17 protein-coding genes and 1 pseudogene are annotated in these 21,209 nt (G+C 63.9%); 11 read left to right on the forward strand and 7 right to left on the reverse strand.

Annotation, left to right across the window (positions count from 1 at the left end):
• The first annotated feature begins 1 nt into the window (after position 1).
• Complete coding sequence (locus SVXhr_RS00810) at positions 2–1,381, forward strand: anaerobic glycerol-3-phosphate dehydrogenase subunit C (protein WP_275738604.1); 1,380 nt, start codon at positions 2–4, stop codon at positions 1,379–1,381.
• An 85-nt stretch (positions 1,382–1,466) separates the two neighbouring features.
• Here SVXhr_RS00810 and ppc read toward each other — a convergent pair whose 3' ends face one another.
• On the reverse strand, positions 1,467–4,163 hold the full coding sequence (gene ppc / locus SVXhr_RS00815) for a phosphoenolpyruvate carboxylase (protein WP_275738606.1): 2,697 nt from the start codon (positions 4,161–4,163) through the stop codon (positions 1,467–1,469).
• Positions 4,164–4,449: 286 nt separating this feature from the next.
• Between ppc and SVXhr_RS00820 the strand changes: the two genes are divergently transcribed.
• The 3 genes from SVXhr_RS00820 to SVXhr_RS00830 all read left to right on the forward strand — a co-directional run bounded on the left by SVXhr_RS00820 (position 4,450) and on the right by SVXhr_RS00830 (position 8,808).
• Positions 4,450–5,196, forward strand: a complete 747-nt coding sequence (locus tag SVXhr_RS00820; RefSeq protein WP_275738608.1) for a helix-turn-helix domain-containing protein — start codon at positions 4,450–4,452, stop codon at positions 5,194–5,196.
• 300 nt (positions 5,197–5,496) lie between these two features.
• Positions 5,497–6,165, forward strand: coding sequence for a hypothetical protein (locus SVXhr_RS00825; RefSeq protein WP_275738610.1), 669 nt, complete (start codon positions 5,497–5,499; stop codon positions 6,163–6,165).
• 159 nt (positions 6,166–6,324) lie between these two features.
• Positions 6,325–8,808: a cation-translocating P-type ATPase gene (locus SVXhr_RS00830; protein ID WP_275738611.1), complete on the forward strand. Its 2,484-nt coding sequence runs from the start codon at positions 6,325–6,327 to the stop codon at positions 8,806–8,808.
• Here SVXhr_RS00830 and SVXhr_RS00835 read toward each other — a convergent pair.
• The 3 genes from SVXhr_RS00835 to SVXhr_RS00845 all read right to left on the reverse strand — a co-directional run bounded on the left by SVXhr_RS00835 (position 8,768) and on the right by SVXhr_RS00845 (position 11,993).
• Positions 8,768–10,759 carry a PAS domain S-box protein gene (locus SVXhr_RS00835; protein WP_275738613.1) on the reverse strand — a complete coding sequence of 664 codons (1,992 nt, stop codon included), beginning with the start codon at positions 10,757–10,759 and terminating at the stop codon, positions 8,768–8,770. The two genes, SVXhr_RS00830 and SVXhr_RS00835, sit on opposite strands and share 41 nt — an antisense overlap.
• Before the next feature lie 130 nt (positions 10,760–10,889).
• A complete protein-coding gene (gene thiE, locus SVXhr_RS00840) occupies positions 10,890–11,528 on the reverse strand; it encodes a thiamine phosphate synthase (protein ID WP_275738615.1) in 639 nt (212 codons plus the stop codon).
• Between the two features lie 39 nt (positions 11,529–11,567).
• Positions 11,568–11,993, reverse strand: a complete 426-nt coding sequence (locus SVXhr_RS00845; RefSeq protein ID WP_275738617.1) for a GIY-YIG nuclease family protein — start codon at positions 11,991–11,993, stop codon at positions 11,568–11,570.
• Positions 11,994–12,162: 169 nt separating this feature from the next.
• On the opposite strand from SVXhr_RS00845, the gene SVXhr_RS00850 reads away from it, so the two are divergent.
• The 4 genes from SVXhr_RS00850 (at position 12,163) to SVXhr_RS00865 (ending at position 15,189) form a co-directional block, all read left to right on the forward strand.
• Entirely contained in the window at positions 12,163–12,402 is a 240-nt protein-coding gene (locus tag SVXhr_RS00850) for a FeoA family protein (RefSeq protein ID WP_275738619.1), read from the forward strand.
• 2 nt (positions 12,403–12,404) lie between these two features.
• Positions 12,405–14,309 (forward strand): ferrous iron transport protein B, encoded by a 1,905-nt coding sequence (gene feoB, locus SVXhr_RS00855; protein ID WP_275738621.1) that lies wholly within the window; start codon positions 12,405–12,407, stop codon positions 14,307–14,309.
• Positions 14,306–14,488: a hypothetical protein gene (locus tag SVXhr_RS00860; RefSeq protein ID WP_015789209.1), complete on the forward strand. Its 183-nt coding sequence runs from the start codon at positions 14,306–14,308 to the stop codon at positions 14,486–14,488. The genes feoB and SVXhr_RS00860 overlap by 4 nt, the downstream gene beginning before the upstream one ends.
• Before the next feature lie 68 nt (positions 14,489–14,556).
• The gene (locus SVXhr_RS00865; RefSeq protein WP_275738625.1) at positions 14,557–15,189 is read left to right on the forward strand and encodes a rhomboid family intramembrane serine protease; all 633 of its coding nucleotides are present in this window, start codon (positions 14,557–14,559) and stop codon (positions 15,187–15,189) included.
• Between the two features lie 36 nt (positions 15,190–15,225).
• On the opposite strand, the gene SVXhr_RS00870 is transcribed toward SVXhr_RS00865, so the two are convergent.
• The 3 genes from SVXhr_RS00870 to SVXhr_RS00880 form a co-directional block, all read right to left on the reverse strand.
• Positions 15,226–15,981: a ribonuclease H-like domain-containing protein gene (locus SVXhr_RS00870; RefSeq protein ID WP_275738628.1), complete on the reverse strand. Its 756-nt coding sequence runs from the start codon at positions 15,979–15,981 to the stop codon at positions 15,226–15,228.
• Positions 15,982–16,045: 64 nt separating this feature from the next.
• The gene (locus SVXhr_RS00875; protein ID WP_275738630.1) at positions 16,046–16,591 is read right to left on the reverse strand and encodes a hypothetical protein; all 546 of its coding nucleotides are present in this window, start codon (positions 16,589–16,591) and stop codon (positions 16,046–16,048) included.
• Between the two features lie 6 nt (positions 16,592–16,597).
• A complete protein-coding gene (locus SVXhr_RS00880) occupies positions 16,598–16,957 on the reverse strand; it encodes a hypothetical protein (protein WP_275738632.1) in 360 nt (119 codons plus the stop codon).
• Positions 16,958–17,157: 200 nt separating this feature from the next.
• Here SVXhr_RS00880 and cas6 point away from each other — a divergent pair, with 200 nt between their 5' ends.
• The 3 genes and pseudogenes from cas6 (at position 17,158) to cas7b (ending at position 21,208) form a co-directional block, all read left to right on the forward strand.
• Positions 17,158–17,970: a CRISPR-associated endoribonuclease Cas6 gene (cas6, locus tag SVXhr_RS00885; protein ID WP_275738634.1), complete on the forward strand. Its 813-nt coding sequence runs from the start codon at positions 17,158–17,160 to the stop codon at positions 17,968–17,970.
• Positions 17,957–20,127: pseudogene (gene cas8b, locus SVXhr_RS00890) on the forward strand (type I-B CRISPR-associated protein Cas8b/Csh1). The gene cas6 and the pseudogene cas8b overlap by 14 nt, the downstream one beginning before the upstream one ends.
• Position 20,128: 1 nt before the next feature.
• Positions 20,129–21,208 (forward strand): type I-B CRISPR-associated protein Cas7/Csh2, encoded by a 1,080-nt coding sequence (cas7b, locus tag SVXhr_RS00895; RefSeq protein ID WP_275738636.1) that lies wholly within the window; start codon positions 20,129–20,131, stop codon positions 21,206–21,208.
• The last annotated feature ends 1 nt before the right edge of the window (position 21,209 follow it).

Raw genomic sequence — 21,209 nt, forward strand, 5'->3', positions numbered from 1 at the left:
AATGAGTGACACACAGAGCGGTGATACCACGACGGACCGTGCGGAGACAGACGCCGACGTCGAGAGCGACGAGGAGGGCTACGAACCACGCGACGTTTTCGACTCGACCACGGAGATGGATCTCCGGGCCGGGGCCGACAACTGCACGAAAGTCGGAACCTGCGACGCCGAGTGTCCCGTCGCCGAGGTCAACGACGACTTCCCCGGCCCGCAGTTCCAGGGCCCGGAACAGTGGCGACTCTCCCAGAAGGGCGAGGTCGAGATCGACGACTCGATCACCGAGTGCTCGAACTGCCTGCAGTGCGACAGTGGGTGTCCCTCCGGCGTCCCCTTCAGCGAGATGCACAACACGGCGCGGGCGAAGTACGTCTTGGAGGACCAGCCCCTCTCGATCAAGAAGATCCGCAACCGGATCCTCGCCAACTACCGGACGTCGGCCTGGCTGGCGTCGAAACTCCCGCGGACGGCGAACTTCTTCATGAACAACGGGGCGGTCCGGTGGCTCATGGAGAAGACGATGAAGATCCCCAGCGAACGCGAGTTCCCCGAGTTCGCCACGCAGACGTTTCGGGAATGGTGGGCAGAGCGAGGTGGCGAAGCCACCTCGAAAGAGCGAGCGCGGGAGGCGCGAGCAGAGCGTGGAGGTGCCCACGTGCAAAGCGACGAGAAGCGCATCGCGTACTTCCACGGCTGCTATTCGAACTACAACACGACCGAGGTCGCCAAGGCGATGGTCCGGGTCTACGAGTCGCTGGGATACGAGATCACCGTCCCGAAACAGAAGTGCTCGGGGACGCCGATGTTCGCCAACGGCCGCGTCGACGACGCCCGGCGACACGCCAGAGTCAACGTCGAGCACCTGGGCAACGCCATCGAGGATGGCTACGACGTGATCTGTACCTGCTCCTCCTGCTCGCTTGCGCTTCGCCAGGAGTACCCCGACCTCTTCGATCTGGAGGGCATCGACGAACTCGCCGCTCACACCTACGACGCCATGGAGTATCTCCGGATCCACGAGGATCTCGAATCCGAACTCGCGGGGGCCGAGGCCGAGGACTTCCCCGACGTCGCCTACCACGCGCCGTGTCACTCCCGGAATCAGGGCCTCGGGCGACAGGCCGTCGAACTGTTCGAAGACGTCGATGGCGTCACCGTGACCGACGTCGGCGACTCCTGTTCGGGGATTTCGGGCACCTACGGCTGGAAAGCAGAGAAGTACGAGACCTCGATGGAGATCGGCGAGGAGATGTTCGAGCACATGGCCGAGGCCGACGCCGAACACGGGATGACGGAGTGTCCCACCTGCTCGATGCAGATGGAACACGGGACGGGCTATGAGATCCACCACCCGATGCAGTTGCTCGATACGGTGTTGACCTGAGGGCCGAAGGCAAACAGCTGCCAGCACGGCAACGGACGACAGAGACAGTTGCGAAAACAGGCGTAGATTCAGCGGGTGAGGTCGGTTATCCGGTGTTCTTCATGCCGGCCGCGATGCCGTGAACCGTCAGCCGGAGCGCCCGGCGTTCGGTCTCGGTGAGGTGCGATTGAGCGAGCAACCGGATCTGGAGCAGGTTCAGCGGGTCGACGTAGGGGTTCCGGCGTTCGAGGTTGTCCTCCATCCACGACCGCTTGAGGAGGGTCTCCCGTCCGGAGATCTCCTGGATGAGTTCGACGGAGTTCTCGTACTCGCTCCGGATCCGGGGGAAGAACCGCTCGCGAAGCTCCTCGTCGGCCAGGTCGGCGTACTCGGTGGCGATCTCCATGTCCGATTTGGCCAGTGCCATCCCGGCGTGATCGAGGATCGTCCCGAAGTACGGCCACTCCTCGTACATCTCCTGGAGGGTCTCCATGTCGCCGCCGTCGTCGAGGTAGCCCTGGATCCCCGTGGCGACGGAGTACCAGCCGGGGATGATACACCGGGCCTGCGTCCAGGAGAACACCCACGGGATCGACCGGAGGTCTTCGAGACTCCGATCCTCCGTCCGGGAGGCCGGCCGCGAGCCCATGTTGAGGTTTTCGATGACCGTGATCGGCGTCGCCTGCTCGAAGTACTGGACGAACCCGTCAGTTTCCAGGAGGTCCCGATACTCCGTGCTGGCGTGGTCGGCCGCCGTCTGGAAGGCGTCGATCCACTCCTCGGGGATGTCCTCGACGGGGTTCTCCATGGCGTTGTACCGCGCCAGGACCTGGGCGTTGAGCATCTGCTCTAAGTTGCGCTCGGCGATGTCGGGGTTGCCGTACTTCTCGGCGATGGCCTCGCCCTGCTCGGTGAACTTGATCTGGCCGTTGACGGTCTGGTTTGGTAAGGCGAGCATCGCCTCGTGCATCGGCACGCCACCGCGGGAGATCGAGCCGCCGCGGCCGTGGAACAGCCGAAGCGTGACGTCGAAGTCGTCACAGATGTTGGCCATCCGCTTTTGATTGCGGTACAGCTCCCAGTTGGCGGCCAGATAGCCGTTCTCCTTCGAGGAGTCCGAGTACCCGAGCAGGATCTCCTGGGTGTTGTTGCGTGCTTCCAGGGCCTGGCTGTAGGCCTCGTTCTCGAAGAGGGTGCTCAACATCTCCCGGACACGCGTCAGCGCGTACTCGCTTTCGAACAGCGGGACGATGTCGAACCCGCAGTAGCCCGGCAGGTCGACGATGCCGGCCTGGTCCCCGAGGAACAGAACCTCCAGTGCGTGGGAGGACTCTTCAAACCAGCTGATCGCGTAGGTATCGATGGCATCGACGCCGTACTCGCGTTGCCAGTGGGCGGCCTCGGAGAACAGCGTCAACACCTTTTGGGAGTCCTCCGAGAGGTCGTCGGTCACGTCGATGTCGATGACCGGCTCGTCCTGGAGGATCGCCTCGGTCAGGAACTCGACGCGTTCGTCCTCGTCCATCGACTCGTAGTCGATGCCCTCACGATCGAGGGTCTCGATCAGCGCGTTGGTGTGTTTCTCGCGGTGGTCCCGCAGGTCGAGGTTCGCCAGCGAGAAGCCGAACGTCTCGACCTTGCGGATCAGCGGCTCGACGTGCGCCTCGACGATTTCGTCGGCGTCGTTCTCCCGGAGGCTCTCGGCGATGCTCTCGAGATCGGCAAGGAGCTCTCCGTCGTCGTCGTACGCGCCGGAGCGGACGTCATCGACCCGGAGCACGCTCTCGCGCATCAGTTTCAGCTTCTGGCGATAGGGTTCGTCCGGATAGCGGTCCACTATCTCGTCGGCGACGCCCGGGAGGTCTGCTTTGTGCGTTTCGAGGGTCTCCTCGAACGCCTCGCTCATCTCCAGATTGTCGATGTCCTGGCTCAACACACCGGAGAGGCTCTTGAGTTCGTCCCGATACAGATCGAGGACGACGCTGCGCTGGCGGTCCAGCGTTTCGTGCGTGACCTCGGGCGTGACGTACGGATTCCCGTCACGGTCGCTGCCCGCCCACGACCGGAACTCGTAGAGTTTCGGGACGTCGACTTCGCCGTCGTATGCCTCTTCGAGCGCGACCTCGAGTTCGTCGTAGACTTCGTCGATGACGTCGAAGAGACTGTTCTCGAGGTACCACTGGATGTTCAGCGTCTCGTCGGTCACGTCGGGCCGGCGATCGCGGACCTGCGGGGTCTGCCAGAGACTCGTCACTTCCGCCCGGAGTTCGCGTTTCTTCCGGCGGACCTCCCGGTCCGTGAGGCGGATCTGATCGAGGTCCTGGATGAGCTTCCCCACCGACCAGAGCTTGGCCTTGATCGTCTTGCGTCGCGCTTCGGTCGGGTGAGCCGTGAAGGTCGGCTCGATCATGACGTCCTCGAGGATCTCCTCGACGGTGTCCGGATCGACGTCCTCGGCAGCCAGCGTCTCGACGGCTTCCTCGACGGTGTCCGAGAGGTCCCCGCTTTGGACCCCTTCTCTGATCTCGCGGACACGCTCGCGCTCCTCGGCGAGGTTGATGAGTTCGAAATAGGTAGTAAAGGCCCGCGCGACGACGTCTTGCATCTCCGGGGAGAGCCGGTCGAGTTCGTCGTGGATCGGCTCACGGGACTCGCCGTCCCCGCGACGGTAGGCGATCGCGTTGTTCCGGATCCTCTCGACAGATTTGAACGCTTCTGTCGAGTCTTGTGCCTCGATGATCGACCCCAGCAGTTGCCCCAACTCACGGACATCCTGGTTGAGCTCTCTGCCGTGTAAAGTCATACCACCCAATGAACATTGGAAGGCTATAACACTAGCGGAATTGGAAGAATGTCATATCCGCAGTAGATAATCATTCAATAAGTCGCAGTCTTGGGATTTCGCCATGGAATTCGCCACGATCTATGAGTATAATATCACGGGCCGGACCATTCTTTCGGGGGGCAACCGGTTCCAACGGTCACCATGGCCCCCTCTCGAGACGGGATTCGAATCACATCGACCTGCAGAGGGGGGTCGGTGTCTCTCGGCGTCCGTGTTTATCCCTCGCGAGCGCGTATGGGTGGGCATGCGCGAGTTGGCTTTCGCCCTGGAGTACGACGCCGGGTGCAACCGGGTTGCGGATACGCTCGCCGAACATTCGGGGGCACGGATTCGGTCGCTGTCGCTGCACGCTACCGACGAGCGCCTCTGGCGGGTCGACCACGCGAGCGGTTCGCCCGACGCACTCGACGCGATCGAGGACGCGTTCCGCACCACTGACTACTACGCCGACTGTCTCGCGACAGACGACTGTGGCGCGACCCAGACGACGGACGTCCTCGATCGATCAGCCGAGACGCTCGTTCTCTATTCGTACTGGGAGCGGACGCCCGTCTGCGTTTCCGTGCCCCATCTCGCACTGGATCACCTCGGCGACGGCCTCTTGTTCGATACGCGCCACGAGGGCCGCCATTACACCTGGCGGATCATCCACTCGGGGACCGGCGACGTCGCGGCCTTTTTCGATGCACTCGAGACCGCCGTCGGTGACTGCGCCGAGATGGAGATGCTCCGGACGGGCGTGACGGCCGATCCCGGATCGGGTGAGGACGGCGAGGCGACGCTTCTCGCCCCTGAACAAGAGGCTGCTCTGCGGGCGGCCGTCGAGCACGGCTACTACGAGAATCCGCGAGACGTCGACGTCGCCGACCTCGCCGAGCACTTAGACGTGCCCCGGTCGACGCTGACCTATCGCTTGCGGCGTGCGGAGGAACACCTCGCCAAGCAGTACGTGGCGGGAGAGCCCCGTCCGGAAGCGCCGCCGACAGGGTGAGCACGTGTGGACTGTGCTTTCGTTTCCTACAGCGAGACGGTAGCAGTCAGTAACCCAGAAAATAGTTATGCCTGAAACGATGATTTGACACCAATGAGGTCAAGCGGCCCCACTCGTCGACAGGTACTCGCGGGAGCAGGTGCAGTCGGGGCTTCCGGGCTCGGTTTTCTGGGCTACTCGACTGACAACCCAGTACATCGGTCGTCGATCGACCGGACCGAAACACGGCAGGTATCGCACGATCCCGATGTGGGGGAGGTCTGGGTCGGGAATTTTCAGTTCGGGGAGCGGTCGCCGGAGATGGATCTCACACAACTCATCGGCGTGCAATACGGTGGGCGGGATTCCCACGACTACCGGTTCTTTGACGTCATCGGGGTCACGATCACACACGGCAACTCGGGTGCGGACAGGCCATCGTTCGACCGACACTGGCTGGATATCGGATCGCGCGAAACGCGTCTGTTAACGCCGGTCGATCCACTTGATTACGATTCGATTCAGGGGGGCGCTCTCGTCTCGCCGGCCGTTCTCACCGAGAACCTTCCGGTTGAACGTGGCCAGCTGGACGACCCCTCCGTGATCATGGATCTCATCACGAGCGGGACGTTCACCGGGACGACTGGCTTGAGAGGGAACGAACATGTGGAACGCGATCTCGAACTGATCGACGCCTTCTTGAACCACTATTCACCCGAGCGATCCGATCGATTGACACGGACTGGACTCCTCTATGCGCTCCATAAGGACCAAACGACCGACTACGACGGCCACCCAGATGCGGAGTCCGAAAGAGGCTATCTGTGGCATTGCGACAGTGTGGCTGCCCACGTCGTTCAGTATGAGGGGTTCTTCCTCGAACCGTCCAGCAGTACGTATCAATTCAACGTCTCCCAACGTATCCCACGGCCGAGTATTCTGGGGGACCCGACCGTCGAATCCACCCTCTCCATCGAGATTTCCCCATGATCACTCCCGTTTCACGCTGGCCCGGGCAATCGACGAGCGGGACGGCTCGCATCCGGACACACAGCTTTCCCCCTGTCCGTGTGTCTGTCCCCTGAACCACTGACGATCTTGGAATATTCCAACCAAGGCTTATCGAACTGTCGCCCGTAGCTCGAAGTAATGAGCGACGACGAGACGGCAGCGACTTCGAGCGATGGAACGCCGTCGACAGACGGCGAGACAGGCAAAGCGGTTACGGCCCGGCTCGCCGTCCCCGAGATGGATTGTCCGTCGTGTGCGAGCAAGGTCGACGGGAGCCTCGAACGCGTCGACGGGATCACCGAGGTGTCGCTGTCGCCCACCAAAGGAACCGCGACGGTGACGTTCGATCCCGAACGGACGAGCGAGGAGGGGGTGATCGCGGCCATCGAGGGCGCGGGCTACGAAGTTCTCGACGGCGGGAGCGGGGACGAGAGCGAGAGGGGCACCGACGGCCCCGACGTTGCCCCGCCGACGGAGATTTGGACGAGTCCGCGGGCGATCAAGACTTGGATCGGTGCAGCCTTCCTCGTGGCCGGCCTGGCCGTCGAGTTCCTCCTCACCGGTGGGAACGTCGAGGTGGCGACTGTCCTCGACTATCCCATTGCGGTCGCTGACGCCCTGTTCCTCGTCGCGATCGTCGTCAGCGGCGCGCCGGTCGTCCGGAGCGGAATCTACTCGGCACGCAACCGGAGCCTCGACATCGACCTGCTGATGGGCGTGGCCATCATCGCGGCGACGGGGATCGGCTACGTCGTCGAGGCCGCGACCCTGGCCGTCCTGTTTTCCATCGCCGAACTGCTGGAGGACTACGCGATGGACCGGGCGCGCGATTCCCTGCGGGAGTTGATGGAGCTGTCGCCCGACGAGGCAACAGTTCGGCGGGAGGCCGCAGCGACCGACGGGAGTGAGGCCTCCGAACGAGCGAGCGGTGAAACCGCGAGCAGAGATGGTGAGGAGGTGACCGTCCCCGCCGAGGATGTCGAGATCGGCGAGACCGTGCTCGTCCGGCCCGGGGAGAAGATCCCGCTGGACGGCGTTGTCATCGAGGGCGAGAGTGCGGTCGACGAGTCACCGATCACCGGCGAGAGCATGCCCGTCGAGAAGGGCGCTGGTGACGAGGTGTTCGCGGGTTCGATCACTGCCGAAGGATATCTGGAAGTCGAAGTCACCTCGACTTCGGGGGACTCGACGCTCGCACGCATCATCGAGATGGTCCAGAGCGCCGAGGAAAACCGCACCGAAAGCGAGCAGTTCGTCGACCGCTTCGCCGGCTACTACACGCCCGTGGTCGTCGTCCTGGCGATCCTGACCGCTGCTGTCCCACCGCTGTTGATCGCCGGGAGTGCGACGCTCGCGCTCGCAGGTTATGAACTCGTCCTGCCGGGTGGCTGGCGGCCCTGGTTCGTCCGCGGGCTGACGCTTTTGGTGATCGCCTGCCCCTGTGCGTTCGTCATCTCGACGCCGGTCTCGGTCGTCTCGGGGATCACCAGCGCCGCCAAGAACGGCGTCCTGATCAAGGGCGGCAACCATCTGGAGGCGATGGGCGACGTCGACGCCATCGCGCTTGACAAGACCGGCACGCTCACGAAGGGCGAACTCGCGGTGACGGACGTCGTTCCCGTGGGCGAGCGCGAGGAAGGCGACGTACTCCGGCGGGCGGCGGCCTTAGAGCGCCGGAGCGAACACCCGATCGCGGCCGCGATCCGCGAGCGTGCCGATCGCGCGGAGATCGACCCGCCCGACCCCGACGACTTCGAGAGCCTCACCGGCAAGGGCGTCCGGGCCGAGGTGGGGGGCGAGACAGCCTACGCCGGCACGCCGGCGCTGTTCGACGAGCTTGGACTCGATCTGGGGGCGCTGGGGTTCGAGACGGGCGGGGACGCCCGGACCGACGGCGGCAGTCTCGAGGGCCGGGCGGCGTCCGGAGAGACCGTCGCCGAGCGGATCGCCGCCCTCGAGCGCGAGGGCAAGACCATCGTGGTCGTCGGCACCGCGAGCGAGGTCTGGGGCGTCGTCGCGGTCGCCGACGAAGTCCGGCCGACGGCCAGGCGTGCGGTCGAGCGGCTTCACGACCTCGGCGTCGAGCACGTCGTCATGCTGACTGGCGACAACGAGGGCACCGCCCGGGCGATCGCTGCGGAAGCCGGCGTCGATGACTACCGTGCCGAACTGCTGCCCGAGGACAAGGTCAGCGCCGTCGAGACGTTACAGGCCGAGTACGGCGACGTGGCGATGGTCGGGGACGGCATCAACGACGCGCCCGCGCTGGCAACGGCCGACGTGGCTGTCGCGATGGGTGCCGCCGGAACCGACACGGCGCTGGAAACCGCCGATATCGCGCTTTTGGGTGACGATATCGGCAAGTTGCCCTATCTATACTCGCTGTCGAACCGGGCCAACGGCGTGATCAGACAGAACATCTGGGCCAGCCTCGGCGTGAAAGCCTTGCTCGCGGTCGGCGTCCCGATCGGCTACGTTACCGTCGCGGTCGCGGTCGTGGTCGGCGACATGGGCATGAGCCTCGGGGTCACGGGCAACGCGATGCGGCTGGCCCGGATCGAGCCCGATTCGGACGCAACTGTCACTCCGTCCGCTCGTCAGGGGTCGGCAGCCGAACGGTGACGACGCTGCCGCGGGGGTCGTTGGTGGCGAACGAAAGCTGACCGTCGGAATGCTGGACGATGAGGTGGACGAGCCACAACCCGATACCGCGCCCGTGAAACAGCGGCTCGATGTCCTGGGTACCGGTCAACACCTGGCGCTCCATCTCGGGGATCCCCGGCCCGTCATCGGCGACGTTGATTTCGACGATGCCATCGTCTGTCGCGACCGTGATCGTGATCGTCGGCGTGGATTGGTCCGAGTGAGTCACGGCGTTCTCGACGAGTTCTTCGATCGCCCGGTCGAGGTATTCTACCGTGAGAACGGGCTGTTCGGTCGGGAGATCGACCGTCAACTCGGCCGTCGGATACTGTTCGCGCAGGTCGGCGACCACGCTCTCGACGACCGCAACCGCATCGCGTTGGACCGTCGGGCGGGATTCGGCCAGGAAACTCGTGATCTCCCGTTCTTTCTCCACTGTGGCCCGGAGTTGCTCTCCCGTTCGGATGATCCGTTCCGCACTCTCTCGGGGGTCCGCCGTCGTCGCGTCGGCGATCGAATCGGCGTTGCCCAGGATGACGGTGAGCGCGTTGTTGAGATTGTGCCGCAGGACCCGGTCGATCGTCTGGATCTGGGTAATGCGTGCCCGCCGGTCGGAAACGTCCCTGATGAGCCCGATGAACCCGGTGATCTCGCCGTCCCGGTCCCGGAGATAGAAGACGTTCGTCTCGCCCGGGAACACCTGTCCGGACTGCTTCTCGTAGCGGACTGTCTGAACGAACGTTGGGTCCTCCAGGTGCTGGCTCAGGGATTCCCCCATCGCCTGAAATTCGTCGTCGCTCTCACAGATGGCAGCCGTCGGCTTTCCCTCGATCTCGTCTAAACTGTATCCGAACAGCTCTGTAAACGCCGGGTTGCAATCGACGATCCGTCGATCGGTGTCGGCGACCAGGATGGCGTCTCTGATGCTGTCGAACAGCGATTCGTAGCGTTCCCGTGCTCGCCGGAGATCCTCGACCATCTCCCGGTGATCTGTGACGTCCCGAAGCGACGCTCCCACCCCCTGGATCGCCCCGTCGGCGTCACGTAACGGCCAGTATCGGACGTCGAGCACGCGATCGTCTTCGCCAGCGTGTGTCCGCGTCATCTCGAACTGGACCTGTTCGCCCGCCAGTGCGTCCCCGAGGTGGGGTTCGACTGTCCTGAACTCCCTGTCGTCGAGTACACTATCGAGTGTCCGGCCGTGGACCATTTCCGCCTCGATACCGTGAAACGACCGATAAGCCTCGTTGGCGAACAGAAACCGCAACTCCGAATCGATGGCCGCAAGCTGGTCGCGCGAACTCTCGACGGCCTGTTTGTAGTGGGTGATCCGCCGCTCGCGCTCCTTGCGCTCGGAGATGTTTCGGGCGATCGCGACCCGGTATCGGCGACCGTCGATATCGACGTCCGATGCCGAAATCTCGACCGGGACCGTGGTTCCGTCGGCCCGGACATGGGCCGTCTCGTAGTACTCTAATTCCCTGCCCTCCGGTGAATCCAAAAATTCCTTGAACTCATTCGGGTCCGCGAACTCGGGGTTGATCTCGGCGACGGACATCCCGACGAGCGTCGAGCGATCGTACCCGAGGACGTTGCTTGCGGTCCGGTTTACGTCTTCGATCGTCCCCGTCGTCGGGTCCATCAGGAACACGCTGTCGGTCGCTTCGTCGACCAGCCGTCGAAACAGCGTCGTCTCGCGCTCGCGCTCGCGCATCTGGTCCGCCTGTCTCGCCGTGACGGCCCCGGCGGCCACGAAGACGACCATGATCACGATTCGGATGTACAGTTCGTGGGCCGGTATGTCTGTCAGGAGTAGCGCGACGAACGGCGTCCCCTCGTAGAAGAACATGGCGTCTAAAACCGCATCGAGAACCCAGACGGACATTCCGAGGGCCACAGCGACCGCCAGAATCCCCCTCGTGGTTCGCATGTGGTGTACTGACACTCGGCACGGACTTAACTCACCCGGCGAGGGCAACCTGTGACCGCGCCGTTCAGATAGTCATCTGCCTCCGATCGCTCCAGACGGTAGGTGGTTGGCTCACCGAAAGATCACGCTGCTATCGCTGTGCCTCAGTGACGACGGTTGCCAGCTCCCGGGTCGCGACTGCCGGCTCGTCCGCGTCCGTGATTTCGGTAATCACCGCAACGCCGTCCGCCCCGGCCTCGACTACCTCGCTTGCGTTCTCGGTGGTGACGCCCCCGATTCCCACGACCGGGATGTCGACGGCGTCGACGATATCCGCCAGACGGTCGGTGCCGATGGCGTACTCATCGTCATCGATGTCGTCCTTCGAGCCGGTGGCGTAGATCGCCCCGACGCCGAGGTAGTCCGCCCCGGCTGCTTCGGCCTCGCGGGCGTCGTCGACGAACGACACTGACCGCCCGATGATCGCGTCTTCGCCGAGCAAGTCACGAGCGACAGCCACGGGTAGATCCTCGTCGCCGAGGTGGACGCCGTCGGCATCGAGTGCGAGTGCGAGGTCGACCCGGTCGTTGACGATGAAGGTGACGCCCGCCTCCCGGGTGTGCTCCCGGATTAGCCGCCCGGTCTCGTAGCGCTCCCGCGCGCTGCGGTCCTTTTCACGCAGTTGCACCACGTCCACGCCGCCGTCGACCGCCGACGCGACGACTTCGGGGGTCGTTCGCTCGCCGGAGAGCGATTCCTGGGTGACCAGATAGACGTTCCAGTCGGGCATAGCCATGTCTGGGTCCGGCGTCGGTGAGTGCGTTGTGGTTCAGCGACCGACCGCCGCGTCGTGGGCTCCCTCGACCGTCCGCCGGAGTTCAGCGACATCGGGCGCGTACGCGAGATGCGTATTGCAATCACAGTCCGAAGCCCCGATCCCCGCAACCGGTTGGGCTTCGGCCGCGATCTCCCTGGCGACTGGACATTCGATGCCTTCGTCGACCGTCTTCACCACGTCCGTCAATTCCGTCCCGGGGTGCCCCAGCAGGTAATCGACGTGCCAGTGGCGAACGTCCCGCTCGCCCGCCGCGAGTTCGCGGTGGCGGTCGATCCGGCCGAACCCGCCCGTCCCGAAGGCGCTGCCGGTGTAGGCGTACCCGCCAGCCGCCAGCTCGCGCTCGCCCGCCGCGCCGAAGGTGATCGTCGCCGCTTGATCGAGGGTGACGAGGAGCGTATAGGTTCCCTGGGCTGTCATCGATCGCCCGTTCGTCAGTGGTTCCGAAAGGTCTACCGGAGTCAGCCGCTCGAACCATGTTCTTGGCCGCCCTAAATCATCACGTTTGTCCACATCTGTTTTCAACGGGTGGGAACACCCCTGTGCCCTTTTTGGTGAACCTAGCTAATCCGTAGTTAGGTGAGACTAAATGAGTGAGGTACTGGCCGACGTGGGTTCAGGGGAGTCCGTCCGGTTGACCGAGGTACCGGACGGGGACACGCGCGCACGGCTGTTACGGCTGGGATTTCTGGACGGGGCCGTCGAGTGTCGCCACCATATCCGGAAGGGGCCGGTGATCGTGCGGCGCAACGGAACGGATCTCGCACTCGGCTCGGACCTCGCTGGCGAGATCGAGATCGAACGGCCGACCACGGAGGCCAGTGATTGAGTATGGAGGGGTGTCACGACGCCGGGTGTGAGGCGAGCGAGATCGCCGCCGATTCCACCCTGGCGCTGGTTGGCTGTCCGAACGTCGGCAAAAGCGTTGTCTTCGGCGAACTCGCCGAGCAGTACGTCGACGTCTCGAACTATCCCGGCACCACCGTCGACACCACGCTCGCCGAGTTCGGCGACTACCAGCTGACGGACACGCCCGGCGTCTACGGCATCTCCGCGTTCAACGAGGAGGAGCGGGTCACCCGTGAGATCGTCCTCGAAGCCGACGCCGTGGTCAACGTCGTCGACGCGACCCACCTCGACCGGGATCTGTTCCTGACGCTGCAACTGCTCGATATGGGTATCCCGACCGTCGTCGCCCTCAATATGATGGACGAGGCCGAGGCCGGCGGGATCGATATCGACGTCGACGCGCTGGAGGATGCCCTGGGCGTCCCGGTCGTCCCGACCGTCGCCGTCGACGGCGAGGGGACCGACGACCTTCGCGAGCGGATCCCCGAGGCGACCGCGCCCGAAACGACCGCCGTCGAGGACTACTACGACGAACTCCCCGACGAACTTACGGCGACACGTGCCGAGAAGACGCTGCTTGTCGAGGGTGACGAGCCGCTGGCCCGCGAGGTCGACGTCGGCGGCGTGATGGCCGACGGCGGATCGGCCGCGCTGGTCGAACCCGGACTGCGCGAGGAGATCTACGGGGGGCGTCGCTCGCGCGTCCAGTCCATCGCCGACGAGGTCCAGACCGTCACCGAGGTCGAGGGCGGGATCAGGGAGTGGCTCTCGGACCTCATGATCCACCCCCTGACGGGCACGCCGATCGCGCTGGCGATGCTCGGACTCATCTTCTACCTCATCGGCGGGGTGGTCGCCCAGCGGATCGTCGGCATCACGGAGGGCGACATTTTCGCCCAGCACTACAACCCCGCCGTCGAGGCGTTCGTGAGTGACCTCCTACCAGAGGCGGCCTGGGTCGACCCGATCGAGTTCCTGCTGATCAACCCCGAACTCGGCCTGCTGACGATCACCGTCCAGTACGTCGTCGGCGTCCTGCTGCCGCTGGTGCTGGCCTTCTACCTCGCTATCGGGCTGCTGGAGGACTCGGGCATCCTGCCCCGGCTCGCGGTGTTGACCGATCGCGGTCTCAACCGGATCGGCCTCAACGGCCGGGCGGTCGTCCCGATGATCGTCGGCGTCGGCTGCGTGACGATGGCGGTCATCACCACCCGGATGGTCGGCTCGCGACGCGAACGGCTCATCTCGACCGCACTGCTCGGCCTGGCCGTGCCGTGTTCGGCCCAGATCGGCGTCATCATGGGGCTGCTCGCGGGACTCGGGCTGGTCTGGTGGTTCGGCTACCTCGGCGTCCTGCTGGCCGTGCTCGGCATCGCCGGACTCGTCCTCGACCGGACGCTGCCCGGGGAGGGCCAGGCGCTGGTGACGGAACTCCCGCGGTTGCGCGTCCCCCGGCCGGGCAACCTCCTCCGGAAGACCTACAACCGCACGAAGATGTTCCTGCGGGAGGCCGCGCCGCTGTTCGCCGCGACGGCCCTGGTCGTCTCCGCTCTGGACTACGTCGGCGGGCTGGACGCGATCATGGACGGCCTGCGCCCGCTGACCTCGCTGATCGGGATGCCCGCGGACTTCGGACAGATCCTCGTCCTGGGGCTGATCCGGCGTGACTTCGCCGCTGCCGGTATGACCGACATGGCGCTGAGTCACGCCCAGATCTTCGTCGGCCTGATCGTCATCACGCTGTTCGTCCCCTGCATCCTGACGATGACGATGATCCTCAAGGAGCGCGGCAAGAAGAGCGCGCTCCTGATGTGGCTCGGCTCGTGGGTCGCGGCCTTCACTGTCGGCGGGATCGCGGCCGCCACGCTGGGGGTGCTCGGGGTATGAACTGCCCGACCTGCGGCCTCGACTTCGAGCCGACCGAGGACCTGCAGTGCCCCCGCTGTGGCGCGTCGCTGTCCTGCTCGACGGTCACCTGTGGCGACTGTGACGCCTGTGAGGGCGTCTTCGAACAACTCCGCCGGACCGCCACCGATCGGCTGCGTGCCGACGGCGGCACGGAGTAGGCTCCCCGCTCACCGGCCACACCTCGCTCGACCGACCGTTTCTTTTCCCTGTGGCCCCACGTCGTGGTATGGACCGGGCCGGAAGTACGGTGCAGGCGAGCAGTCCAACCACGGTACTGATCGGCGTGCTGGTCGTCTTTTTCCTCCTGCAGCGGCTGCTTGAAGTGTTCGGCGGCGCACCCGGGACGTTCGCCCTCGCCTGGCCGCTCTCGGAGAACCCCTGGACGCTGGTGACGAGCGTGTTCGTCCACCGCCGGCTTCCACATCTTGTCCCCAACGCCCTCTTCCTGTTCGTGATCGGGATCATCCTCGAACGGCGGACGGACCCCTGGCGCTTTTATGCGTTTTTCGTCGTCGTCGGGATCATCGCCGGGGTGATGGAAGTGACGGTCGCCCAAGTGCTGGGCCAGCCGGTCGCCGTTCTCGGGGCCAGCGGCGCGGTTTTCGGCCTGCTCGGGTACATCCTGTCGGGTAATCCGATCACCGACGCCGTCGCCGATCGGCTCAGTGTCGATCCGCGGGTGGCGATCCTCGTCATGATCGGCGTCGCGCTCGCGATCACGTGGCTCACCAGGGGCCGTCAGGTCGCGCTGGTCGCCCATTTCACCGGACTCGTCCTCGGGCTGGTGGCCGGCCGAGCGCACGTGCTCCGGAGTAGTCGATCGCGTACGAGAACCAGTACGGAGCGGCGACGCTTCTGAGTAAACAGCCTCGGGCGCGGTGGCCCGAGGCTTCTATTAGAACTCGCAACCGTCGGGCACCGTTCGCTCGTGGAGACGCGTGACGACCCGGTCGGCGACGGTCTCCAGGTGATCGACGTCCTCGCGGTTGTAGGAGATCAGCGTCTCCAGGGCGTCGTCGTCGCCGCGCTCGGCCTCGTACCACAGCCGAACGGCGTCCTTTCCCGAGAGGTCCGGCCGGTCGCGTTCGATACCCACGTCTTTCTCGATCTGTTTGAGCCCGCCCGTCAGATCGAGTTGCCGGCAGGGATACATGAGATCGAGGTGCGGTCGGTCGAGGAGTCCGTCGAGGTCGAAGGAATGCTCGAGGAAGGGCACGTCGAAGCGTTTGCCGTTGAAGGAAACGAGCAGGTCGGCGTCGGCGAAGGTTTCCCGGAGTCGGTCCGCGGTGAGATCCCGATCGCGGACGAAGGTCTTCGTCTCGCCGCCCTGCCGGACGCTGACGGTCGTCACCGTGTCGTGGCGCTGATCCAGGCCGGTCGTCTCGATGTCGAAGAAGGCCGCTGAGTCCTGAAAAGACTCGTAGAGGCGCCACTGCGCGCCGCTGGGGAACTGTTGGCCGAAGTAATGGCTGTCACCGCGAGCCAACCGCTCGCGAGCGTCGTCGATGAACGCCTCGATGCGCTCGGCGGTGGTTGAGCCGACCGCGTCCGGCTCGAAGTCGTCCCAGTGGGTCATTCCCTGCCGCCACAGCTTGCGCTCGGTCTGCTCGCCGACGCCCCTGACCGGAATGAAACTCTGCTCGACGCGCACGATACGGCTAGTCCATCACGGATGGTCCTAAAGGTCGCGGTACCGATGGCATGCGCCATCGAACTCAAAGCGTCGCTTTGACAGTCTGGACGTACGCGTTCGAACCCCAGCTTCGGTGCGGGGCGATCGTCTCGATCAGTGTTCGGGCCTGGTCGGTCCGAAGGTGGCCGTTCCGTGCGTAATCTCGGAGCAATCTCGGAGTCGTGATGAGCGTTGCGTCCTCGAGCAACGCGTGCACTCGTGCCAGGCTCCGGAATTCGTCAGTTAACAACCCGTCCGCGTCGATCGCGTTCGCCAGGACGATCCCGGCAGTCTCGCCCTCGTCCAGCCCGTGATCGGGGAGGTTCTCCGGCGTCTCGGCCCGATCCAGTGGATCGACGCGCGTATAGTGGTCGCTCGCGGCCAGAACGTTCGTCGCTGCCGCAGCGTGGATGTCGTCGTACCCGGCCATCTCGTGGAGTTCGCGCTCGACCTGCAAGGGAACCAGCACCTCGGGTCCGGTGAGGAGATATTGGAGGGGGTCAGGGTCGACGGCTGTCTCGTAGTTCGCGTCGGCCTTCGGGATCGCGAGGCTGACTAGCGCGCAGGTGTCGGCGACGACGGTCTCCATCGGTGGCTACTCCGTCGGGTCGACTTCGGCCGTCTCGCCGTCGTAGATATCGACGCTTTCGTCGGGTTCGGGCACGTCGAGGGGGCCGGATTCGAGGTCGGCCTTGAGTAACTCGAACGTGCGGGCGCGTTCGGCCCCGACGAGTGCCTCGACGAGATCGTGGTCAATCCGACCGTCGTAGTAGGCCTCGGCGACGCGCTGCTGGAAGTCCTCGTTGTCGGTCCGCTCGTCGAGAAACTCCTGGAGTGCCTCGTTGATCACGTCGGTGCGGTCGGTGCCCATTATCTCCGCGAGCGCGTCCGCCCGCTCGACGAGATCCTCTGGCGAGAGGAAGTGGACGCGTTTGTGGTCCGAGTCTGCGGCCATGTGTGTCTGTTATGTGCTCTCTTCGATTAAAGTTGTGTATGATACACCCATCATAGAGGCCGCGACGTCGACCACTGGAATTGTATCACCATTCGTCTCAGTTTCACTTTCACTGTGGTCTGAGAACTTTTTTGACCTTACCCTATGATTTCAATGGCGGAATGTTGACAACTAAACGACGAGAGGTGAGGTGACGCTGGATGCGTGTACTCGCCCGGTTGCGGGCACGAGCCGACGCGGCATACGACAACGCGTATCATCACAAGCTCCGCGGGCGACTCTGGGGCGCGCTCGACGGGACCGACTACGGCGAAAGCCACGACGAGAATCGCCCGAAGGCATTCACGTACTCGAATCCCTTCCCGCCGGGCGACATGGACGAGGGTGACGAACGAACGCTCCTCGTCGCCTCGCCGTACGAGGATCTGCTGGCCCACGTCGCCGCCGACCTGAAGGACGACCCCGAGCTGAACATCGGCGAGATGCCCTTCACCGTCGAAGAGATCACGCCACTCGCGCCCGACGTCGGCGAGCCCGGAACGAGCGGGACCATTTCGACTGGAACCGGCGTGTTGGTTCGGATTCCGCCGTGGCGGTTCGACGAGTACGGGATCGAGACGGAACACGACGAGGCAGAGTTCTGGCGACCGGAACACAGTATGGAGCCGTTCCGCAACCAGATCGAGGCGAACCTGGACAAGAAACACGATCTGTTCTGTCCGGAGTACCTGCCCGGACCGAGCGAGGTCGACGGCGAGTTGTTCGACGGCTACGAGTTGCTCAAGACCTTCGCGATTCCGGTCACGCCGACGACCGGCGAGACCGAGACGTGGGTGTTGAGCAAGTGGCGTTTCGAGTACACCGTTCGGAATGATGACCATCGGCGACACCTGAACCTGCTGCTCGATGTCGGAATCGGCGAACGGAATTCGCTCGGGTTCGGGTTCGTGAATATCGTCGACAAGACGGAACCGGGCGAGACGGAACTGGAGGGCGAGAATGCTTTCGCCTGAGGAGTTTCGCGAGGAGTACCCACCGGAGCGGCTGGACGAAGAGCTTCCCGAGAAGCCGATCACTTCGCTCCGGACGATACAGTACCTCTACGGGAAACTCTACACGCTCGCGACGGCCGGCGGTGGGACGTACGGCCCCTATCTCACGCCGGACGAAGCGGGTGATCTCGTCGATACCGACGACAGCCTGATCGTCGTCCGCGTAGATCTAAGCGGCGAGGAGCCGGCGCTCGCCACGGACGACAGCGGTCCCGTCGAGGTCACTCGCTACAGTGCCGACCTGGTCGAACGCGTCGGCCACTGCAAGTATCCGGCAGCGCGGGGGATCGACCACAGTATCACCCACCAGGCGGGCCGGAACAGCGACCCCGAGAAACTCGCCCGCTACGCGAAAGAGCGCCTCACAAAATGGGCGACCGATCCGGCCGTCCAGGGGGCTTCAGGCGACCACGAGGACGGCTGGATCGTCGAGGCACTGGCGGCGCTGGGCGAAGACAACGACGCACTCGATCGTATAGAGGACGAGGTCACCACCAAGCTCGGCGGCGAATCGACGACTGCGCTGCTCACTGTCAAGGTCAAAACGGAGTCCGACGGTGGATACCAGTGGCCCGGCGATCTCGATGTCTTCAAGGAGGCGATGCGCCAGCGCAAGCTCTCGAAACTCGTCACGAAGAACAAGGCCGACGATTCCTCTGGCGAGGCGACCGACCTCGTCACCGGGCAGCGAACACGGACGGTCGGTACGTCCGAGGATCCACAGAACTACTTCCTAGGCAAGCAGCTGGAGAAGTTCCCTGGCCTCGATATCGAGGAAGCCTGGCGAACCCATTCCATCTCCGAAGACGCGGCAGTGACGGTGATGAACGCCGAGACGTTCGTCGAGGCCTGCACGTACCGGACCTTCGGAGCGAAGGTGTACTACCTGCCATACTTCTTCGGGCGGGCATCGACCGAAGAGATATACGAGTTGTACAATCTACTGTACCAGGCCACAACAGAGGATGACGACCTGACGCCAGTCGAGAAGGCCTACGAGGACTTCCAGGACCAAGACGACACGTCGCTCCGGTTCTACGTCTCGGCAGTCATGCCACACCAGATGTCTCGCTACGATGTCTTCGGTGAGACACTGAACGGGCAGCTGCTCTATCCTCGGGACCTCGCGAGACACCACAATCGGATCGTCAGCGACACCTCGGCGTTCAACACCGACACGGACTGGAGTGCGCCGCTTCCGACCAACGAGAACTGGGGGCTGCTGACAGCAGACGACGAAGCACTCCACTCCGTCTCGTCGGGGTGGTACTTCTACCAGACGTTTGGCGAGCGTGACGACGACGAACCGACGCCGACGACCCGCGGATCGAGGCACTCGTCAGCGTTCTCGGCGGGGATGCCATCGCCGTCGAGACGCTCCTCTCGGAGTACGTCGACCGGATCATCGCTGACGAAGACGACGAGGATCTCGATGGATTCCCGTCGTTCCGGGTCGCCTCACAGTTCGCCCAACTGTGCGCCCTGACGACCGAGACACTCGATCTCCTGACGACCGACGACCCAGGCAAGCGACCGATTACGATCGAACCAGATTACGAGGAACACACGATGGAACGACTCGAAGACATTCAAATCATCCCAGACGGCGGCCATCCCGCCGCACCGAAACTCGAATCGTTTATCGAAGACACGCCTGCGATTGCGTGGGAGTCAAAGGCTGACGAGACGCTCACCGAGGCCGAAGCCGAGTACCGCCAATCGGTCAGAAACCAGCGCCGAGGCGCGTTCATGCTCGGCGCTCTCGTCGGCGAGGTCGGGAGTTATCAGGAGTACAGCGAAGATCGATCGACGACGCTCGTCGATCAGTTCCCCGTGAAGTCGATCACGCAATCCCGGGTCAAGAAAGTCACACGTGAGGCGATCGGCAAGACGCTCACCTATACCCGCCAGGAGAAGAAAAGTGGCGGCAGTTTCCCGGGGACGAAATTCGAACACGTCGTCGAGGAACTCCGAAAGACGATCGTTAAACCGGACCCCGACGACTGGGACATCGACACAGAAGACCTCCGGTTCTACTACGCCCTTGGCGTGACGTACGGATTGAACGACCATCCCGAATGGGACTCCCCGACTGAGGACACCGAGGAGGACATCTAACATGAGCGAACCCACACAGACCGTCGAGAACCGTTCTGAAATCGTGTTCCTGTACGATGCCGTCGACGCGAACCCGAACGGCAATCCACTGAGCGGATCGAACAGGCCGCGGATCGATCCACAGACCCAGCAGGCGATCGTCACGGACGTCCGGCTGAAGCGGTATCTCCGCGACCAGTTGGACGACGACGGCCACGGCGTCTACATCCGTAACGTCCAAGACGAGGGTGAACAGTACACTCGCGCTGAACTCCTCGAAGACCGGCTGAAGGCCGTCGATCCTGACGATTACGACCTCGAAGACGACGAGGAAGCGGCGCAGTTCAGAGACGATGTCTTCGGAGAGTACCTCGAAGAGAGTGCAGACGTGCGGTACTTCGGAGCGACGATGTCCGTCGATACGGACAACGCGTACGCGAAGCATCTCCCGGACCACTTCACTGGCCCAGTTCAGTTCTCGCCGGGCAAGTCGATCCACGCCGTCAACGAAAACGAGGAGTACGACAGTCTCACCAGCGTGATCGCTACCCAGGAGGGGAAAGAACAGGGTGGGTTCGACCTCGACGACCACCGCATCCAGTACGGGCTCATCCGGTTCCACGGACTCGTCGACGAACACGGAGCCGCCGACACGAATCTCACGCGGGCCGACGTGGAGCGTCTCGATACGCTCTGTTGGCGTGCGATCAAAAACCAAACCATCAGTCGGAGCAAAGTCGGCCAGGAGCCACGTCTCTACTGTCGGGTCGAATACGGCAAGGAGAGCTACCATCTCGGCGGCCTCGACAAGGATCTCACCCTCGACGACGAGGCCTCGAAGGACCACGACGAACTCCGAAACATCCGCGATCTCACGCTGGACATCGATGACTTCGTGGATCGGATCTCGAACGCCAGCGACCAGATCGAACGCATCCGAGTGGTCGCGAGCGATGTCCTCGAGGTCTCCCACGGGACCGACAGCGGTGGTCCGGAACTCCTGTACGACGCGCTTCGAACGGCAGTCGGACCTGACCGAGTCGATATCGTCGATGTCTACGACGAGTACCCTGAAACGCTGCCACAGGGCACCGGCGAGTGAC

It is taken from the genome of Halorhabdus sp. SVX81 (genome assembly GCF_029207715.1).
Classification (GTDB): domain Archaea; phylum Halobacteriota; class Halobacteria; order Halobacteriales; family Haloarculaceae; genus Halorhabdus.

Coding starts and splice junctions, on each gene's coding strand:
- SVXhr_RS00810 (WP_275738604.1), top strand. CDS start 2: ATGAGTGACACACAGAGCGGTGATACCACGACGGACCGTGCGGAGACA.
- ppc (WP_275738606.1), bottom strand. CDS start 4,163: ATGACTTTACACGGCAGAGAGCTCAACCAGGATGTCCGTGAGTTGGGG.
- SVXhr_RS00820 (WP_275738608.1), top strand. CDS start 4,450: ATGCGCGAGTTGGCTTTCGCCCTGGAGTACGACGCCGGGTGCAACCGG.
- SVXhr_RS00825 (WP_275738610.1), top strand. CDS start 5,497: ATGGATCTCACACAACTCATCGGCGTGCAATACGGTGGGCGGGATTCC.
- SVXhr_RS00830 (WP_275738611.1), top strand. CDS start 6,325: ATGAGCGACGACGAGACGGCAGCGACTTCGAGCGATGGAACGCCGTCG.
- SVXhr_RS00835 (WP_275738613.1), bottom strand. CDS start 10,759: ATGCGAACCACGAGGGGGATTCTGGCGGTCGCTGTGGCCCTCGGAATG.
- thiE (WP_275738615.1), bottom strand. CDS start 11,528: ATGCCCGACTGGAACGTCTATCTGGTCACCCAGGAATCGCTCTCCGGC.
- SVXhr_RS00845 (WP_275738617.1), bottom strand. CDS start 11,993: ATGACAGCCCAGGGAACCTATACGCTCCTCGTCACCCTCGATCAAGCG.
- SVXhr_RS00850 (WP_275738619.1), top strand. CDS start 12,163: ATGAGTGAGGTACTGGCCGACGTGGGTTCAGGGGAGTCCGTCCGGTTG.
- feoB (WP_275738621.1), top strand. CDS start 12,405: ATGGAGGGGTGTCACGACGCCGGGTGTGAGGCGAGCGAGATCGCCGCC.
- SVXhr_RS00860 (WP_015789209.1), top strand. CDS start 14,306: ATGAACTGCCCGACCTGCGGCCTCGACTTCGAGCCGACCGAGGACCTG.
- SVXhr_RS00865 (WP_275738625.1), top strand. CDS start 14,557: ATGGACCGGGCCGGAAGTACGGTGCAGGCGAGCAGTCCAACCACGGTA.
- SVXhr_RS00875 (WP_275738630.1), bottom strand. CDS start 16,591: ATGGAGACCGTCGTCGCCGACACCTGCGCGCTAGTCAGCCTCGCGATC.
- SVXhr_RS00880 (WP_275738632.1), bottom strand. CDS start 16,957: ATGGCCGCAGACTCGGACCACAAACGCGTCCACTTCCTCTCGCCAGAG.
- cas6 (WP_275738634.1), top strand. CDS start 17,158: ATGCGTGTACTCGCCCGGTTGCGGGCACGAGCCGACGCGGCATACGAC.
- cas7b (WP_275738636.1), top strand. CDS start 20,129: ATGAGCGAACCCACACAGACCGTCGAGAACCGTTCTGAAATCGTGTTC.